This window comes from Catenulispora sp. EB89 (assembly GCF_041261445.1).
GTDB lineage: Bacteria > Actinomycetota > Actinomycetes > Streptomycetales > Catenulisporaceae > Catenulispora.
Genome location: NZ_JBGCCU010000050.1, coordinates 1 through 16,642, shown reverse-complemented (window position 1 = coordinate 16,642; position 16,642 = coordinate 1). Strand labels below are relative to the sequence as shown.

Annotated in this window: 12 protein-coding genes and 1 pseudogene; 5 read left to right on the top strand and 8 right to left on the bottom strand. The window is 71.6% G+C overall.

Features of this window, described 5'->3' with window-relative positions; all coding sequences use genetic code 11:
• Positions 1 to 40 precede the first annotated feature (40 nt).
• Positions 41 to 1,135, bottom strand: a complete 1,095-nt coding sequence (locus tag ABH920_RS49225) for a sugar phosphate nucleotidyltransferase (RefSeq protein WP_370356673.1) — start codon at positions 1,133 to 1,135, stop codon at positions 41 to 43.
• A 152-nt stretch (positions 1,136 to 1,287) separates the two neighbouring features.
• Between ABH920_RS49225 and ABH920_RS49220 the strand changes: the two genes are divergently transcribed.
• The 3 genes from ABH920_RS49220 (at position 1,288) to ABH920_RS49210 (ending at position 5,387) form a co-directional block, all read left to right on the top strand.
• Positions 1,288 to 2,118 carry a TIGR03089 family protein gene (locus ABH920_RS49220; protein WP_370356671.1) on the top strand — a complete coding sequence of 277 codons (831 nt, stop codon included), beginning with the start codon at positions 1,288 to 1,290 and terminating at the stop codon, positions 2,116 to 2,118.
• Positions 2,119 to 2,152: 34 nt separating this feature from the next.
• The gene (locus ABH920_RS49215; RefSeq protein ID WP_370356669.1) at positions 2,153 to 4,039 is read left to right on the top strand and encodes an LCP family protein; all 1,887 of its coding nucleotides are present in this window, start codon (positions 2,153 to 2,155) and stop codon (positions 4,037 to 4,039) included.
• 115 nt (positions 4,040 to 4,154) lie between these two features.
• The gene (locus tag ABH920_RS49210) at positions 4,155 to 5,387 is read left to right on the top strand and encodes an LCP family protein (protein WP_370356667.1); all 1,233 of its coding nucleotides are present in this window, start codon (positions 4,155 to 4,157) and stop codon (positions 5,385 to 5,387) included.
• Between the two features lie 125 nt (positions 5,388 to 5,512).
• Here ABH920_RS49210 and ABH920_RS49205 read toward each other — a convergent pair whose 3' ends face one another.
• From ABH920_RS49205 to ABH920_RS49195, 3 genes are all read right to left on the bottom strand, one after another.
• Complete coding sequence (locus ABH920_RS49205; protein WP_370356665.1) at positions 5,513 to 6,040, bottom strand: pyridoxamine 5'-phosphate oxidase family protein; 528 nt, start codon at positions 6,038 to 6,040, stop codon at positions 5,513 to 5,515.
• 77 nt (positions 6,041 to 6,117) lie between these two features.
• The gene (locus tag ABH920_RS49200) at positions 6,118 to 6,720 is read right to left on the bottom strand and encodes an HAD family hydrolase (RefSeq protein WP_370356663.1); all 603 of its coding nucleotides are present in this window, start codon (positions 6,718 to 6,720) and stop codon (positions 6,118 to 6,120) included.
• A 14-nt stretch (positions 6,721 to 6,734) separates the two neighbouring features.
• A complete protein-coding gene (locus ABH920_RS49195) occupies positions 6,735 to 8,066 on the bottom strand; it encodes a nucleotide sugar dehydrogenase (RefSeq protein ID WP_370356661.1) in 1,332 nt (443 codons plus the stop codon).
• A gap of 109 nt (positions 8,067 to 8,175) precedes the next feature.
• Here ABH920_RS49195 and ABH920_RS49190 point away from each other — a divergent pair, with 109 nt between their 5' ends.
• Positions 8,176 to 9,102, top strand: a complete 927-nt coding sequence (locus tag ABH920_RS49190; protein WP_370356659.1) for a glycosyltransferase family 2 protein — start codon at positions 8,176 to 8,178, stop codon at positions 9,100 to 9,102.
• A 21-nt stretch (positions 9,103 to 9,123) separates the two neighbouring features.
• Here ABH920_RS49190 and ABH920_RS49185 read toward each other — a convergent pair whose 3' ends face one another.
• On the bottom strand, positions 9,124 to 10,113 hold the full coding sequence (locus tag ABH920_RS49185; RefSeq protein WP_370356657.1) for an IS481 family transposase: 990 nt from the start codon (positions 10,111 to 10,113) through the stop codon (positions 9,124 to 9,126).
• A gap of 115 nt (positions 10,114 to 10,228) precedes the next feature.
• Positions 10,229 to 11,926 carry a YbhN family protein gene (locus ABH920_RS49180; RefSeq protein ID WP_370356656.1) on the bottom strand — a complete coding sequence of 566 codons (1,698 nt, stop codon included), beginning with the start codon at positions 11,924 to 11,926 and terminating at the stop codon, positions 10,229 to 10,231.
• A 79-nt stretch (positions 11,927 to 12,005) separates the two neighbouring features.
• Between ABH920_RS49180 and ABH920_RS49175 the strand changes: the two genes are divergently transcribed.
• Positions 12,006 to 13,100, top strand: coding sequence for a glycosyltransferase (locus ABH920_RS49175; protein WP_370356655.1), 1,095 nt, complete (start codon positions 12,006 to 12,008; stop codon positions 13,098 to 13,100).
• A 94-nt stretch (positions 13,101 to 13,194) separates the two neighbouring features.
• Here ABH920_RS49175 and ABH920_RS49170 read toward each other — a convergent pair whose 3' ends face one another.
• The gene (locus ABH920_RS49170) at positions 13,195 to 16,482 is read right to left on the bottom strand and encodes a hypothetical protein (protein ID WP_370356654.1); all 3,288 of its coding nucleotides are present in this window, start codon (positions 16,480 to 16,482) and stop codon (positions 13,195 to 13,197) included.
• Positions 16,479 to 16,642 (bottom strand): annotated as a pseudogene (locus ABH920_RS49165) (glycosyltransferase family 2 protein); the annotation flags it as partial. The gene ABH920_RS49170 and the pseudogene ABH920_RS49165, both read right to left, overlap by 4 nt.

Genomic DNA, 16,642 nt, shown 5'->3' with positions numbered 1-16,642 from the left:
CGGGGGCGTGCGCGGATTCCTGCTCGTCTTCCCACTCGTCCTACTCGTCGCTGGAGAACCGGACCGCCTTGTCCGGCAGCACCGCCCCGCACCACACCCGCGCTCCGGCTCGCAGCTCGTTGTCCGCGCCGAGCACCGCGCCGTCGCCGACCACCACGCCGTCCAGCACCGTGTTCGCGCCGATGCGCGCGCCGGCGCCGATGATCGAGCAGGTCACCTTCACGCCGGGGCCGATGACCGCGCCGGCGTCCAGGACCGAGGCGCTCACGTGCGCGCCGGACTCGATCACCGCGCCGGAGCCGACGGTGGTGCCGGCGTCGACCACCGCGTCCTCGGCGATGCGCGCGCCGGCCAGGATCAGCGATTCGGCGGTGCCGCGCTCGGCCGGGCCGGGCACCGCGGAGGAGGTCACTATCCCCATCACGAGGTCGGCCGAGCCCTTGGCGAACGCCGTCGGCGTGCCCAGGTCCAGCCAGTAGGACTGCTCGACCACGCCGAGCACCTTCGCGCCGGAGGCCAGCAGGCCCGGGAAGGTCTCGCGCTCCACCGAGACCCGGCGGCCGGTGGGGATCTCGTCGATGCGGGAGCGCTGGAAGACGTAGCAGCCGGCGTTGATCTGGTCGGTGACGATGTCCTCGGGGCGCTGCGGCTTCTCCAGGAACGCGGTCACCCAGCCCTGGGCGTCGGTGGGCACCAGGCCGAAGGGGCGCGGGTCGGTCACCCGGGACAGGTGCAGTGTGACGTCGGCGCCGCGCTCGCGGTGCGCGTCCACCAGCGCGGCGATGTCCACGCCGGACAGGATGTCGCCGTTGAAGACCAGGACCGGCTCGTCCGGGGCGCTGGTGAGCCGGCCGGCCACGTTGCGGATGGCGCCGGCGGTGTCCAGGGGCACGTCCTCGGTCACGTACACCAGCTCCAGCCCCAGGTCGGAGCCGTCGCCGAAGTACTCCTCGAAAACCTCGGCCCGGTAGGCGGTGGCGAAGACGACCCGGTGCACCCCGGCGTCCTTGGCGCGGACCAGCTGGTGGGTGAGGAACGGGACACCGGCGACCGGGAGCATCGGTTTGGGGGTGTTCACCGTCAGAGGACGCAGGCGGGTGCCCTTGCCCCCCACCAGAAGGATCGCCTCTGTCACGCTCGTTCCCCTCGCCAGTTCTCCCAGCGCGGCGTCCCGGACGTGCACCGCGTATGGTCGCGCACACCCGGCACGCCGTGCGGGCCAGCATAAACGGTCCTTGACCGACGTGCTTGCGCAACAGCAGCCTGTTTCCCCCGTATCCTCTCGGCGTGACCGCAGCGAACAGTAGTTTCCCGGACGTGTGGCGGGACGCACTCGCCCTCGGCCCTTCCCGGCCGTTCCTGACGTACTACGACGACCACACCGGCGAGCGGGTGGAGTTGTCCTACGCCACGTTCGACAACTGGGTCGCCAAGACCGCCAACCTGATCCAGGACGAGCTGGCCCTCGCCCCCGGCGACGAGGTGGCGATCCTGCTGCCCACGCACTGGCAGACCCCGATCTGGCTGGCGGCGTGCTGGACCGCCGGCGTGGTGGCCAGCGTCGGCGAGGACCCCTCGGCGGCCGAGCGCGCGGCCGCCGTGGTCGCCGGGCCGGACCGGCTGGAGGAGGCGCTGGCCTGCAAGGGCGAGCGGATCGCGCTCGCACTGCGGCCGCTGGGCGCGCCTTTCCCCAGCGTTCCCGAAGGATTCACCGACTACGCCGCGGTCGCGCCGGCGCAGCCGGATGTGTTCGCCCCCTACTCCCCGGTCACCGCGGACACCCGGGCGCTGGCCGCCGACGGCTCGGGGTGGACCCAGGGCGAACTCGTGAAGGACGCCGCGGACGCGGCGGAACGCTGGGGTCTGACTTCCAGTAGTCGAGTACTGACCGGCTGTGCTTACGATTCGCGTGCCGAGATCAGGGCAGCCTTGACGTCCGAACTCGCGGTCGGCGCTTCCTTGGTACTGTGCCGGAATGTCGATCCGTCGAGGCTGCCGGGTCGTATGGCTTCGGAGAAGGTGAACGCGCGAGTCGCGTCCCTGGCCGGAGGCGGTGGCGGTGAGGGCGCGGGCTCCGAGGGCGCTGGGGGCTCTCTGGGAGTCCTGCCCGTGGAATGACGCCACCGCGCGAACCCTGGTGTGAGGAGATCGTGTGGCAGGCCAGCACAACCCCGAACCGCTCCCGTGGGAACAAGTGGCTCGGCAGCCTGGCGGCGGTCACCGGAGGGCGTCCGACGGTTACGACGACGACGCCCCGGGCCCGGTGCGCGGCCGCGGCCGGTACCGCGACGAGCCGGACAGCGACGCCGAGATCGCGTTCGACGCCGCCCGGAGCCGCGGCGGGCACGGCGGCGGGCGGAACGGACGCGATGGACGCGACGACCGCGACGGCCGTGATGACCGCAACGGTCGCGGCGGGCACGGCGGGCGCAACGGACGCGGCGCCGCGATACCCGCGGCCGCCGGAGCCGGACGCCTGGCGCCCCGCGGCGTCATCACGATCTCCGCGGCCTCACTGGTGATCACGCTGATAGGCGCCGGCGCCTTCACCTACGAGCACTTCAACGGCAGCATCAACACCTTCAGCAACTCGGGCCTGTCCGCGAACCGCCCGGCCGAGGCCAAGGCCAACGCCCAGGGCCAGCGCCCGGAGAACATCCTGCTGGTCGGCTCGGACAGCCGCGACAACGGCAACAACGCCTTCGGCGGCGGCGCGACCGGCGACGGGGCCCGCTCGGACACCTCGATCCTGCTGCACGTCTACGCCGACCACCAGCACGCCGTGGGCATCTCGATCCCGCGCGACATGATGGTCAACATGCCGGCCTGCCAGATCGACCCGAACGATCCCAACAAAGGGCACACCAGGCCGCAGCAGAACCAGTTCAACGCGGCGTTCGCGGTCGGCAACACCTCGCAGGGCAACGTGGCCTGCGAGATCAACACCATCGAGTCGATCTCCGGGATCCGGGTCGACCACACCGTGGTGGTCGGCTTCTCGGCGTTCGCCAAGCTCACCGACGACATCGGCGGCGTACAGGTCTGCGTGCCCAAGGACGTGAGCGACGTCGGCGGCGACAACATCACGCTGCACAAGGGCATCCAGACCGTGAAGGGCCAGACCGCGCTGGACTACGTCCGCGAGCGCGAGGGCCTGGGCGACGGCTCCGACATCGGCCGCACCCGGCGCCAGCAGGCGTTCCTGGGATCGATGATCAAGAAGGTGGAGAGCGACGGGGTGATGAACGACCCCCGGACGCTGGCCGCGATCTTCAACGACGCGCTCAAGTACGCGCAGTTCGACCCGGACCTGGGCAGCCTGAGCGCCCTGTCGAGCTTCGCCGAGTCGATCAAGGGCATCGACCCCTCGCACATCCAGTTCCTGACCCTGCCGGGCCACTACCGGACCCAGGACGGGCGGGTGGACATGGACCCGGTGGCCGCCGGGGTGATCTGGGACCACCTCAAGAGCGACACGCTGCTGGACGGCTCGGGCGCCTCCGGGGCCGCGGGCTCGCCGGCCACGACCTCGGCCCCGGCGACCACGGCGGCGACCACCACGCAGCCGCCGGCGCCGTCCATCTCGCCCTCGACGATCTCGGTGAAGGTGGAGAACGGCACCACGGTCACCGGCCTGGCCACCGACGCGACCACCGCGCTGCAGGCCCAGGGCTACGACGCGGTGGTCAGCCGGATCGTGCCGGCGCACACCGCGGTGACCACGATCATGTACCCGAGCTCCCGCTCCGAGGCCAAGGCCAAGCAGCTGGCCACGCTGTACCCGGGCGCGAAGGTCGAGGTCGGCGGCTCCGGGACGCAGATCCTGGTGATCATCGGCGACGACTACGCCGCGGCGCACCCGAAGGGCGCCGGCGCCGGCTCCGCGACGAGCGGCGCGCCCACCGCCGGCTCGACCGCCCCGAGCAGCGGCTCGACCGCCGCCGGACCGCTGCCGACCGACATCGCGAACAACTCGCGGACCGCCGACCAGGACATCTGCTCGGGTATCACCGCTGGTTACGGCGCCGGGACCGGCTGAGCGGGGCGGCGTGACACATCTGTGCGATCCGGCGGGCGCCGGATCGCACAGATGTCGCAGTACCGGGACATTTGGAGACGAAGTCAGTACGAAGATGACATAGTCTCATCGCATCATGAACGACCAGACCACCGGCCCGGCCGACCGCCCGGAGGACGCCGCAGACGCGCTCGCCGCGCCTGGTGCACCTGACGCACCCGACGGTGCACCGGGTGCCCCGCACCGTCCCTCCCGCCGCGTACGGCGTGCCACACGGCGCGCCGCACGGCACGTCAGCGCCGCCGACAGCGGCTCCATGTCCCGGCGGCGCGTCGTCATCATCTGCGCGACCTCGCTGTCGGTGCTGGCTATCGCCGGCGCGACCGGCCTGTGGACCGTGTACAACCGGCTCAACGACAACATCCGGACCGTCGACATCCACGCGGACGACGCCCCGGGACCGGCGGACGCGCTGAGGCCGAGCTCGGCCACGCCCCCGCCCGGCACCCACACGGCGATGAACATCCTGCTGATCGGCTCCGACGACCGCGACGGGGCGAACGCGCAGTACGGCGACGCCAACTCCGGGGCCCGCTCGGACACCACGATGCTGCTGCACGTGGCCGCGGACCGGAAGAGCGCGACGGTGGCCTCGATCCCCCGCGACTCGATGGTGCAGACGCCGGCGTGCGTCCTGTCCAACGGCACGCGGTCGCAGCCGCAGTTCGGGATGTTCAACGCCGCGTTCTCCATCGGCGGCGCGGCCTGCACGGTCAAGACCGTCGAGGGCTTCAGCGGCCTGACGATCGACCACGTCCTGGTGGTGGACTTCACCGGCTTCAAGAAGATCGTGGACGCCATCGGCGGCATCCCGGTGCACCTGGACCAGGCGGTCAACGACCCGGACTCGCACCTGAACCTGCCGGCCGGCACCACCGTGGTCGACGGGGAGCAGGCCCTGGCCTTCGTCCGGGCCCGGCACAACCTCGGCGACGGCTCGGACATCGGCCGGATGGGCCGCCAGCAGCAGTTCCTGAACTCCGCGCTGGACACCCTGGCCAACGACGGGACGCTGGACGACCCGGCGAAGCTCTACAAGGTGCTGGACGCCGCCACCAAGGCCCTGACGACCGACCCGGCGCTGGGCTCGCTGCCGGCGCTGGCGGACTTCGCCTCGGACCTGAAGCAGGTGCCGCGGCAGCAGATCACGTACCTGACGGTGCCGTGGCAGTGGTACCAGCCGGACCCGAACCGCGTGGAGCTGGCGCCGATGGCGCAGGAGCTGTTCACGGCGATGCGGCAGGACACGCCGGTGCCGACCGATGTGCTGGCGCTGTCGGCGAAGCAGGGCGAGCAGACGACGTCCTGAAGGGTTCTCCGGACGCCGACGATCCGTTCGGCGATGGCGCGACTGATTTCCTGATCCCTGCGCGCCGCCGCCGAAACGCCCGGCTGATCCCCCTGCCGACCCGCCGGACTACCGAATCGGCTGGACTACCCGAACCACCACTTGGTCGCGCCGCCGTCCCCGGTGCTCTTCAGCGCGACCGCGGAGCGCACGTCGATCCGGTAGACCTGCCAGGGCCCCGGCCCGGCGCTCGGGGCGCTGAACGGCGCGGTGATCACATCGCCGTGGGCCTCGCAGGGCCAGCCGACGGCGGCGTAGACCGCGGCGATCCGCTCGACCACCGCCGGGTCGGTGACCCGCCGGGCCTCGCCGTCGAAGGTCACGTCGTACCCCTCGATCGGCGCCGCGACGGTGCAGCGCGGGTCGGCGGCCAGGTTCCGGGTCTTGCGGACTGTCGGATCGGTGGTGAAGTGGACGGCGCCGTCCAGCCAGGTGTGGCCGAAGCCGGTGGTGTGCGGCGAGCCGTCGGGGTTCAGGGTGGTGAGGAACCAGGAACGGCCGGGACCGGCCACGGCCGCGGCGACCGCCTGCTCGATCTCCTCCCACTCCAGCTGCGCGAGTCCGTACTTGGGCTGGGACAGGTTCTTGGCCCGCAGGGGCTTGAGGTCACTCATGCCTGTACAGACGATCCGGCGGCGCCGAAGTCATCGGTGGTCATCGGTGCCGCCGGATTTTTCGCCGCTCTGGCGGATCAGGCCCTTTGCAGCAGCGCGTCGAGCTCGCGCACGGCCTGCGCCGTGTCCTTAAAGAGCACCGCCGACATGCCGAGCGCGCGGGCCGCCGCGCAGTTCCCCTCTACGTCGTCCACGAACACCGTTTCCTCCGGCGGCAGGCCGAGGCGGTCGAGGCAGAGTTCGTAGATCGCCGGATCCGGCTTCAGCATGCCGACTTCGTGCGAGTACACGATCAGGTCGGTCAGCTCGCTGAACCGGTACGCCTCCTCCTCGCGCTCGCGCGCGCCGACGAAGCTGTTGCTGATGATCGCGGTCGTGTAGCCCTCGTCCCGGCGGGCGCGCCAGTAGTCGGCGATCTCGGCGTTGTAGGTGCCGAGGTACTCGACCCAGACGTCGTCCATGAAGGCCTCGATCCGGGCCACCGGGACGCCGAGGGCGTCGGCGGCCCGTTCGTGGACCTGCTCCAGCGTGATCTCGCCGATCTCGCCGGCCCGGAAAACCGGGTCGACGCGGTGGATCCAGCCGGAGCCGAACTCGGGCTCCCAGCGCGCCGCGGTGTCGAGGTCCGGGGTGTGCTCCAGGACCCCGCCTATGTCCAGGATGATCGCGCGGATCGGCATGGGCCTCCCTCTCCTCAGGCGATGCCCAGGACCTTGCGCGCGACGCCTTCCCACTTGGCCGGGTCGGTGACGTTGCGGCCGTCCACGAGCACCTTCACGCCCGGGAAGTCCGCGGCCGACAGCTCGCGGTACTCCTCGTGGTCGGTGTGCACGATGATGCCGGCGACCTCGGTACCGGGCTCGTAGGCCGGCAGGCCGAGCGCGGCCAGCTCCTCGGCGGAGTACAGCGGGTCGGACACGTACGGCTGCGCGCCGTCCCCGGCCAGCGCGGCGACCAGGCCGAAGACGCCGGAGAACGCGGTCTCCTTCACGCCGCCGCCGCGGTAGGCCGCGCCGAGCACCAGCACCTTGCGGCCGGCCAGCCCGCCGCCGCCGGTCGCGCCGCCGAGCAGGCCCTCCAGCAGGCCGACCAGGTAGGCCGGCTGCGCGAGGTTGGACTCGCGGGCCGCGCGCACGATCGAGGCCTCGGGGTCGTTGAACAGGTAGAAGCGCGGGTACACCGGGATGCAGTGGCCGCCGACCGCCGGACCGGGCTGGTGGATGTGGCTGAACGGCTGGCTGTTGGAGGCCTCGATCACCTGGAAGATGTCGATGCCGGTGCGGTCGGCGAAGCGCGCGAACTGGTTGGCCAGGCCGATGTTGACGTCGCGGTAGGTGGTCTCGGCGAGCTTGGCCAGCTCGGCGGCCTCCGCGGAGCCCAGGTCCCAGACGCCGTTGCCGCGCCTGAGGTCGGGGCGCTCGTCGAAGTCCAGCACCGCCTCGTAGAACGCGACCGCGGCGGCGGCGGACTCGGCGTCGATCCCGCCGACCAGCTTCGGGTACTTGCGCAGGTCGGCGAAGACCCGGCCGGTGTAGACGCGCTCGGGGCTGTGGCAGAGCAGGAAGTCGGCGCCGGCGTTCAGGCCCGAGGCGGCCTCCAGCGCGGGCACGAAGCGCTCGCGGGTGGTGTGGACCGGCAGGGTGGTCTCGTAGCTCAGCAGGATGCCGGTGCGGCCGTTGGCGGCGGCCTGCTTCAGGCCGGCGGCGATGGTCTGGGTGGCGGCGTCCATGGCGCGGAAGTCCGGGACCGCGTCCTCGTCGACGACGACCGGGACGACGACCACGACCGCGTCGCTGTCGGCGACCGCCGCGACCCCGTCCAGGGTGGCGGTGAGGTGGCCGGAGCTGACGACCCGCGGCAGCCGCGTGTCCAGCTCGGCCTCGCCGGGGAACGGCTCGACGCCGGCGTTGATCTGGTCGACCGTGCGCGCCACGACGTCCACGCCGTAGACCTGGTGGCCCTTCGAGGCGAACTGCACGGCCAGCGGCAGGCCGATCTTGCCCATTCCAATGACGCTGATCTTCACAGTGCTCCGGACTCCAGGCTCGGCTGTTGACTTCTCCTACATGACCGGACGCAAGCGTACCCGGCACGGTTCCGAATACCCTTATGCCGTCTACTTGCTGAGGAGTACCGTGACCGACTCTGAACTGACTGTCATCGTCCCCACACGGGAGCGCCCGGGGCTGCTGAAGGAGACGGTGGAATCCATCGTCGCCTCGGCGCGTGCCGCGTCGGACAAGCTCGGGGCCACGGTGCGGGTGCTGGTGGTGGACGACGCCTCGCCGACGGAGTCGACGCGCGAGGCGGTCGCCGCCCTGGGCGCCGAAGCCGCCGCGGCCGGTCCGGCGGTGAGCGTCGACTACGCGCGGGTCGAGGTCCACGACGGCCGCAAGGACCCGGGCGCCGCGATCGCCCTCGGGGTGTCGCTGGCGGCCTCGCGCTACCTGACGATCTTCGGCGACGACGACATCATGCTGCCGGAGCACGTCACGCTGCACCTGCGGAACATGCGGGGCGGCGCGGACGTGTCGGCGGCGTCGTACTACATCACCGACGGGCAGCTGAACCGGCAGTACGCGAAGCGGCGGAAGGCGGCGCACCTGGGCGATCTGCTGATCGGGCGGATCGACGTGAACGACGGCGCCTTCGTCCGGACGGAGCTGATCCAGGCGGTCGAGCTCGACCCGGCGCTGCTGGCGCAGATGCTGTACCCGGTGTGGGCGACGCTGCTGATCGACGGGCGGAAGTTCGTCTACTCGCGGACGCCGTCGTTCCTGTACCGGCGGCACGACGCGAACATCAGCAGCGTGAACAAGGACGCCGAGGACGCGGCACTGCGGACGTCGCTGCAGGAGAAGTACCGGGCGCTGGCTTCGGAGAAGCTGGGGGCGGTGCCGGAGCCGCGGAAGGTGGACTGGGCTCGGCACAAGCGGGAGTGGCGGTACTCGAAGAAGGGGTACGTGCGCTGGCGGATGGCCGCGACGGAGTTGGCGGTGAAGCGGAATCCGGTGGTGCGGAAGGCTTTTCGGATGCCGCCGCTGCCGCCGAAGGAGTCGTGAGCTTCCGGCTGCCTGACTCGCCTAGCTGTACTGACCGGAGAGGTTAGGGACGCGGCTGGCGGGTGGTAGGCCCTTCAGCGCGGTGTGTCCGCGGTGGTGATTGTAGGTGTGGAGCCAGGTGGGGAAGGCGTCGCGTCGTTCGGTTTCGCTGCGGTAGGGGCGGGCGTAGGCCCATTCCTCCAGCATGGTGCGGTTGTAGCGCTCTACTTTGCCGTTGGTTTGGGGCCGGTAGGGCCGGGTTCGCTTGTGAGTGATCCCGGCCTGGGCCAGGGTGTCGCGCCATAGGTGGGAGCGGTAGCAGGAGCCGTTGTCGGTGAGCACGCGGGCAACGGTGATGCCGGCATCGGCGAAGAAGGCCCGGGCTCGGGTCCAGAATGCGACGGCGGTCTGGCGGGTTTCATCGGCCAGGATCTCGGTGTAGGCCAGTCGGGAGTGGTCGTCGACGGCGTTGTGCAGGTAGGCGTAGCCCAGGCGGGGCTTGCCGTCCTTGCGTTTGTCGGAGCCGGTGCGCTGGCTGTTGGCTTTGCCGGTGGCCCGGCCGTGGATGCGGTGGCCGCCGCCGTCGGGGATGTTGCCGAGTTTCTTGATGTCCACGTGCACCAGGTCTCCGGGCGCGTCGTGCTCGTAGCGCCGGATCGGCCGGCCGGTGGCCCGGTCCACGTGCGACAGCCGGGCCAGCTTGTACCGGGTCAGCACCCGGTGCACGGTCGAGGGGTTCAGGTGCAGCAGGAACGCGATCCGCGCCGGGCCGAAACGGCGCAGCACCCTGACTTTGATGATCCGCCGTTCGGTACGTGTTGGGGTGCGGCGCGGGCTGGTGTGCGGTCGGGAGGACCGGTCTGTCATCCCGGCCGCGCCGAGCACCCGATAGCGGTCGGCCCAACGCTTGGCCGTGGTCGGGGAGACCTGGAAGCGCTCGGCGGCCCGGCGCAGCGGCCAGCCGCCCTCCACGATGCAGCGGGCCAGCCGCTCACGACCAGTCTCGGACAGGGGTGCGTTACGGTGGACCATGAGGGCCTTCCCGGTTCGGTGTCGACTTCGCAATCCACACCAAGCCAGAAGGCCCTCACCCATTTCAAGATCAATCAGCCGTGAACCCCGTCACCAACCTCACCGGTCAGTACACCTAGCCCGCGGTGGCGCCCGCCGGCTCGCTGTCGGTGAGCGTCGCACCGCGGGCCCGGCCCTCGCGGGCGGTGACGGCGGCGGCGATCAGGTCGGCGACGATGGTGACCAGGCGTGAGGCCAGGGCCACGACCGTCGCCTTGCCCGGATCCAGCACCGGCTGCAACGCCGCGACCAGGATCAGCTCGCGCACACCGGCGCCGGCCGGGGCGAAGACGATGATGAAGCCGACGCTCCAGGCGAAGGCGTACCCGCCGATGCCGAGCAGCAGCGTGCGCCACGGCGACGCACCGAGCGCGATCGCCAGGATCCAGATGTGCATGCCGGCCAACAACCACCCGACGACACTCCGTGCCGCCGTCTCGGCGATGGTGCGCGCGGTGAGCGGCTCGATCGCGGGCCGCCGCGTGACCCGGAAGATGGTCTTGAGCACCGGATTCGCGACCCGCGGATGCAACCCGGCCATCAACACCGGCACCGCAATGAACGCCCACCAGTAGCCGGCGGCTTTAGCACCCCCGGCAACCGGCAACGTCGCAGCGGCCAGCACGAGCGCCGACGCGAGCGAAACGAGCATCGCGAGCGCGGCAGCCGCGGCGCTGCGTGCACGCGGAATGCGATAAGCGCGGCCGAGCTGCATCTGCGCGACGACCGGCCACACCGACCCGGGCAGGTACTTGCCGAGCTGACTGGTGAAGAAGATCCGCGACGCGGGCCGCAACCGCAACGGCGACCCCAGCGACCCGAGCAACCCCCGCCACGCCAGCATCATCGCCACCACCGAAGCCAGCGCCGGCACGAGCGCGACGATCAGCGGCACCGGACCGAGCTCGGCGAAGCCCGCCTGCACGCGACTCCACTGCCGGGCCACGGCGTAGGCGCCAGCCGCCAAGGTGAGGGCGAGGAAGGCCAGGCGGGTGGCCTGGGAGCGGCGGTTGGGGCGCGGGGTGGGGATGTCGGCCGGATCAGCTACAGCTTCAGACTCGACAGCAAGCACCTCGACAGCTCCGCCCGCCGAACCACGTACAAGCTCATCGCTCGAGCCCGCCGCAGCACCATCACCGATTGCAAGCACTGCGGGAGCCCCACCTTCCGAAACACGATCACCAAGCCCGGCAGCCGAGCACACCGAAGCATCGACCGGCACGCCGGCCTCGCTTGCCGGACCGCGGGCCGCGAGCGCATCGCCCGAGTGCGCGGTATCCGCCGACACTCCAGTCTCGACCGCAGCGCGATCGCCGACACCAGACACCTCAACAGCCTCGCTCGACCAACCACCGACCGCGAACGCACCGCCTGAGCGGCGAACATCGCCATCGTCCGAGTGCGCGGCATCCCCCGGCACTCCAGCCTCGACCGCACCGCGATCGCCGAACGCACCGTCTGAGTGCGCCGCATCCGCCGGCACTCCAGCCTCGACCACAGCGCCATCGCCGATACCAGACACTTCAACAACCTCGCTCGGCAAACCGCCGACCGCGAACGCACCGTCTGAACGACGAACATCGCCTGAGTGTGCCGCATCCGCTGGCACTCCAGCCTCGACCGCACCGCGACCGCCGACACCAGACACATCAACAGCCTCGCTCGGCAAACCACGGACCGCGAACGCACCGTCTGAGCGGCGAACATCGCCATCGTCCGAGCGCCCGGCATCCCCGTTACCCGCTGTGCCGTCGTTCATCGCGCCGTCGTTCATCGCACCGTCAGCGGCGAGTGCCCGGTCGCCTCGCTTCCCGGTCCGGCGTCCAGAGCCGGAGCCGCTACTCTGGCTGACCATGCGCGTCCTGATCTTCGGTACTTACGATGTGGCGGCGCACCCCCGGGTGGGGGTCATCGCTGAGGGGTTGCGGAGTGCGGGTCATGAGGTCCGCGAGTGTAACGCGCCTCTTGGCTTCGACACCGCGGCGCGGGTCAAGATGCTGGCGCAGCCTTGGCGGGTGCCCGCTTTGGGGGTGCGGCTGGCTCGGTGTTGGGCCGGGCTGGTTCGGCGGGCTCTGCGGGGGCCGCGGCCTGATGTCGTGGTGGTCGGGTACCTGGGGCACTTCGATGTGCATCTGGCGCGGTTGCTGTTCGGGCGGCGGCGCGTGGTGCTGGACCATCTCATCGGGGCCGCCGATACTGCTCGGGACCGGCAGGTGGGGCATGGTGTGCGGCAGCCGCTGCTGCGCGCGATCGATGCCGCCGCGTTGGGCGCCGCGCGCGTTGTGGTGGTCGACACCGAGGAACACCGGGAGACCCTGCCCGCCAAGTACCGGGAGCATGCGGTGGTCGTGCCTGTCGGTGCTCCGGACGAGTGGTTCGTGGCCGAGCCGGCGGCGGCCGAGGGGCCGCTGCGGGTGGTGTTCTACGGGCTGTTCACGCCGCTGCAGGGGGCCGCGACGATCGGTGGTGCGATCGCGCGCCTCGCCGATCAGCCGATCGTCTTCACGATGGTCGGCGGCGGGCAGGACAAGGCCGAGACGGTGCGCAATGCCGGGGACGCCGCGAACGTCACCTGGCGCGACTGGGTCCCGGCCGCGGACCTGCCGCGGCTGGTCGCCGGGCACGATGTCTGCCTCGGCATCTTCGGCACCGGGCCCAAGGCCCTGCGCGTGGTGCCGAACAAGGTCTACCAGGGTGCCGCGGCCGGCTGCGCGATCGTCACCTCGGACACCCCGCCGCAGCGCCGCGCGCTGGTCGGAGCCGCCCGGCACGTTCCGCCCGGCGACGCCGCCGCGCTCGCCGACGCCCTCGCCGACCTGGCCGCGCGCCCCGACGAGCTGCAGCGGCTGAAGAAGGCTTCGAGTACGGCCGCCCACGAGCACTTCACGCCCGCGCATGTGGTCGAGCCGCTGCTGGAGAAGCTGGACGAGCTGGGCTTCGGACGCTGAGCAGCTGAAGCGGCTGAAGCGGAGAACCGGACACCAGAGCACATCTGCGAAACCAGAACCGCCGAGCCGCGAGCCCGAATCGCGAACCGACGCTTCACGCACCCGTGTCCTCCCGCACGTCAGGCCCCCGCGCGTCGCCGCCCCCGGAATCCGGCGCCACGACGTCCGCCGCAGCACCCACATCCCGAGCGCCGACATCCCGAGCGCCGGCATCAGCCGCGACCACCGACACCGACACCGCCCCCGCCCCGCCGCCCGGCACCGCCGCCGCGGCCCGCCGGGCCCGGCCGCGCATCCACGCCAGCTCCCACGGCAGCATCCGGCCGCGCCGCGAGCACCACGTCTCGACGCCGACCCCGCCGGCGAGCGCGAACGCCGTCGCGGCGCTCGCGTAGCCGCCGAAGCCGTTGTCCGGCGACTTGTAGCGCAGCTTCACCGTGTGCGTCCCGGCCGGGACCGACACCGCGACCAGGCCCTGGTCGGCCGGCACCAGGCGGGCCGCCTTGCCGTCCACGGTGGCCGACCAGCCGACCTGGTCGGAGTCCGCCACCACCAGGTACCCGGGGGCGACGGTGTTCACCTGCGCGCCGACCGAGTCCAGGCCGTCGGTGGTCACCGTCACGGCGCCGCCGTCGACGATCCCCGACGTGGCCGCGACCGCCGCCGCCGGCGTCCCGGCCGGGGGCGAACCGACCGCCCCGGCGCCGGTGGCACCGGCGACGCCGGCCGCCGAATTCGACGCCGAGGACGAAGCCGACCCCGCCGGCGTCCCGGAGTCGGAACCCGGCGCCGACAGCACGGTCGGCGCCGTCAAAGCCGACCCGCTGTTCAACACCACCGTCGAGGAGTCCAGCATCCCGGAGGCCAGCAGGTTCACCCGGGACGCCGCGTCCGCGACCACCACCGACGAGTCGGCCCAGCGGATCCGCGGCATCGCGTTCAGCCGCTGGTAGATCACCGACGACCCGGCGTAGACCAGCTTCAGCCCGTCCCCCGGGTCCGTCACCGTGGCCAGCGACGGCGCCCCGGCGAGCCCCTGCACCGCCAGCGGCGTGTCCTTCGTCGAGTGCAGCGTGATCGTCGCCGTGCGCGTCCCGTCCTGCGCCGGGGAGTCCAGCGGTATCGGCACGTCGAACTCGACCCCGGTCTGGATCCCCTGGGTCAGCCGCTTCGAGGTCACCGTGCCGGAGTCGTCCGTGACCGAGACCTCGATCCAGTTGTTGTCCGAGTTCGGCGCGTAGGCGAACACGTCGTCGGAGGAGGTCGGCACCAGCCCCAGCGCCCGGACGTCGTCGCCGACCGGCAGCTGCACCGTGACCGGCACGTTCGGCTGCAGCACCGCCTCGGAGCCGTCGGTCGTCGCCGGGTGCAGGGTGCCGAACACCTGCTCGTTCGGCGCCGCGGTGAAGTAGGCGACGCCCAGCCGGTCCAGGATCGGGCTGGTGGCCTGCGCCTCGTCCGGTTCGAAGGACAGCCGGGTCGGCCCGGGCACCGGGTCCCCCGGCACGCCGCGGACCAGGGTCGCGAACGCCGAGTTCAGGAACGCGTGCCCGTTGAGCGCACGCAGCCCGTAGACCGAGTCGGTGCCGAGCACCGAGGCCTCGGCGGTGGCGGCGTACCGCGAGTGGCCCAGGTTGGCGGCCAGGAACTCCTGGGTGTCCGTGACCGGGTAGAAAGTCGACTTGTCGGCACTCGGCGTGAACCGTCCGATGAACGAGGTCCCCTCGGCCGCGACCATCGCCACCACCCCGCACGCCGCGAGCACCCGCACCAGCCCGAGCCGCCGGACCGACCCGCCGAACCAGGACACCAGCCACAGCAGCGCGACCAGCACGGCCGCCGCCGCGATCAGGATCAGCCCGCGGTGGATCTCCGTGCTGTAGGTGGAGACGGCGACCTGCGTGGCCGAGGCGGGGTCGGTCCCGTTGTAGCCCTTGGGCCCGTCCGTGACCGCGGCTTTGTGCCCCTCGCGCAGGAGGGTCCAGCCCTCCAGCAGCACCGCCAGCAGCACCGCCCCGGACCACGCCGGCGCGGCCCAGCGGGCCAGGCCCGGGCGCACCGGTATCCGGGGCATCCGCGACATCCGCGGCGCGAGCCACTGCGCGAGGCGGCCGCGCACCGCGGCGGGCGCCGCGACGAACTCCGACCGCTTGCGCAGCACCACCTCGAACCCGACCGCCGCCAGGCACGCCACCAGCAGCCCGGACACACACCGCGCGCGGCCGATGAAGTTCGCCCCGAACAGCGACCTGAGCACCGGGACGTGCTGCCCGGCCGTCAGCAGGAAGCCGCCGTGGTAGATGAGCAGCATCCACAGCGCGGTGGCCGCCACGAAGAAGACCCACACGCCGCGCGGGAGCAGCATCCGGCCGCGCCGGATCGCCATCACCCCGACCACGGCCAGCACCAGCACCGCCGCGCCGACGTAGCCGAGCGCCTCGACCGCGTTCGGATCCAGGTAGAACAGCTGCTGGCCGTTGGAGGCCACGCCGCCGAACGCCCATGGCGCGAACGACGTCAGGAACGTCAGCGGGTCCAGGTGGTCGGCGCCGTTCTGCGCCCGCCCTTCGATCAGCCACGACGAGTAGAACTTCGCGAACGGCAGCACCTGGAACAGCGCCAGCCCGATACCGGCCCCGACGCCCGCGGCGAGCCCGGCCAACTGGCCGGGCCTGCGGGTCCGCACCAGCGCGTAGATCCCGACCGTGAGCAGCGAGTAGCCCTCCACCGAGGGGAAGCCGCCGAGCAGCAGGCAGGCGATCGCCACGGCCAGGATCGCCATGTCGCGGAAGCGCCGCTGCTGGATGAACCGCTCGACCGCCCAGAACACCAGCGGCACGAAGGCGCCGACCCGGGTCTGCGGCCAGCCCTGCCAGGCCACCATGTAGGCGCCGGACACGTAAGCCATCCCGCCGACCAGCGCGGCCGGCGGCGACAGCTTCAGCCGGCGCAGGAACAGATAGAGCCCGGTCAGCCCGACGACCACCTCGGCCAGCCGCTCGTACGCCGGGGCCAACCAGGACGGCAGCACGTAGTAGGGCGCCGTGACCGGGGAGGCCAGCGCGTTGTTGGTGATGCTGCCCAGCGGGGTCCCGCCGACGATGTAGGGGTCCCAGGCCGAGGGCTTCCCGGACTTCACACCCTTGGCGAACAGGTCCTCGGCCGGGATCTCCGAGGTGTAGATGTCCGACTGCATCAGGTTCTTGCTCTGCGACTCGCCGTAGCCGGCGTTCGCGTACTCGCCGTAGCGCATCATGTAGTCGGTGTCGGCCAGCACGGTGCGCCCCGCCAGCTGCGAGGCGATGCCGCCGACCGCCAGGTACAGCGCAGCCAGCACGGCCGCCGCGGTCACCGCCCGCGCGGCCCAGACGTTCCCGCTCACTCCGGCCGGGACCGAACAATCAGGTCGGCGAGCAACGCCATCGAGGCGATGATCAACCCCGACAGCAACAACAACGCCGTGTTCTGCGCGAACCGGAACGGATGCACCACCAGATCGAACACCGCCTTCACCGCGCCGATCCCCACCAACCACAACGCCG

Excerpts from the sequence above, each read along its gene's own strand:
- ABH920_RS49185 (WP_370356657.1), bottom strand. The coding sequence starts at position 10,113 with ATGGTCCACCGTAACGCACCCCTGTCCGAGACTGGTCGTGAGCGGCTG.
- ABH920_RS49175 (WP_370356655.1), top strand. The coding sequence starts at position 12,006 with ATGCGCGTCCTGATCTTCGGTACTTACGATGTGGCGGCGCACCCCCGG.
- ABH920_RS49180 (WP_370356656.1), bottom strand. The coding sequence starts at position 11,926 with ATGAACGACGGCGCGATGAACGACGGCACAGCGGGTAACGGGGATGCC.
- ABH920_RS49200 (WP_370356663.1), bottom strand. The coding sequence starts at position 6,720 with ATGCCGATCCGCGCGATCATCCTGGACATAGGCGGGGTCCTGGAGCAC.
- ABH920_RS49205 (WP_370356665.1), bottom strand. The coding sequence starts at position 6,040 with ATGAGTGACCTCAAGCCCCTGCGGGCCAAGAACCTGTCCCAGCCCAAG.
- ABH920_RS49210 (WP_370356667.1), top strand. The coding sequence starts at position 4,155 with ATGAACGACCAGACCACCGGCCCGGCCGACCGCCCGGAGGACGCCGCA.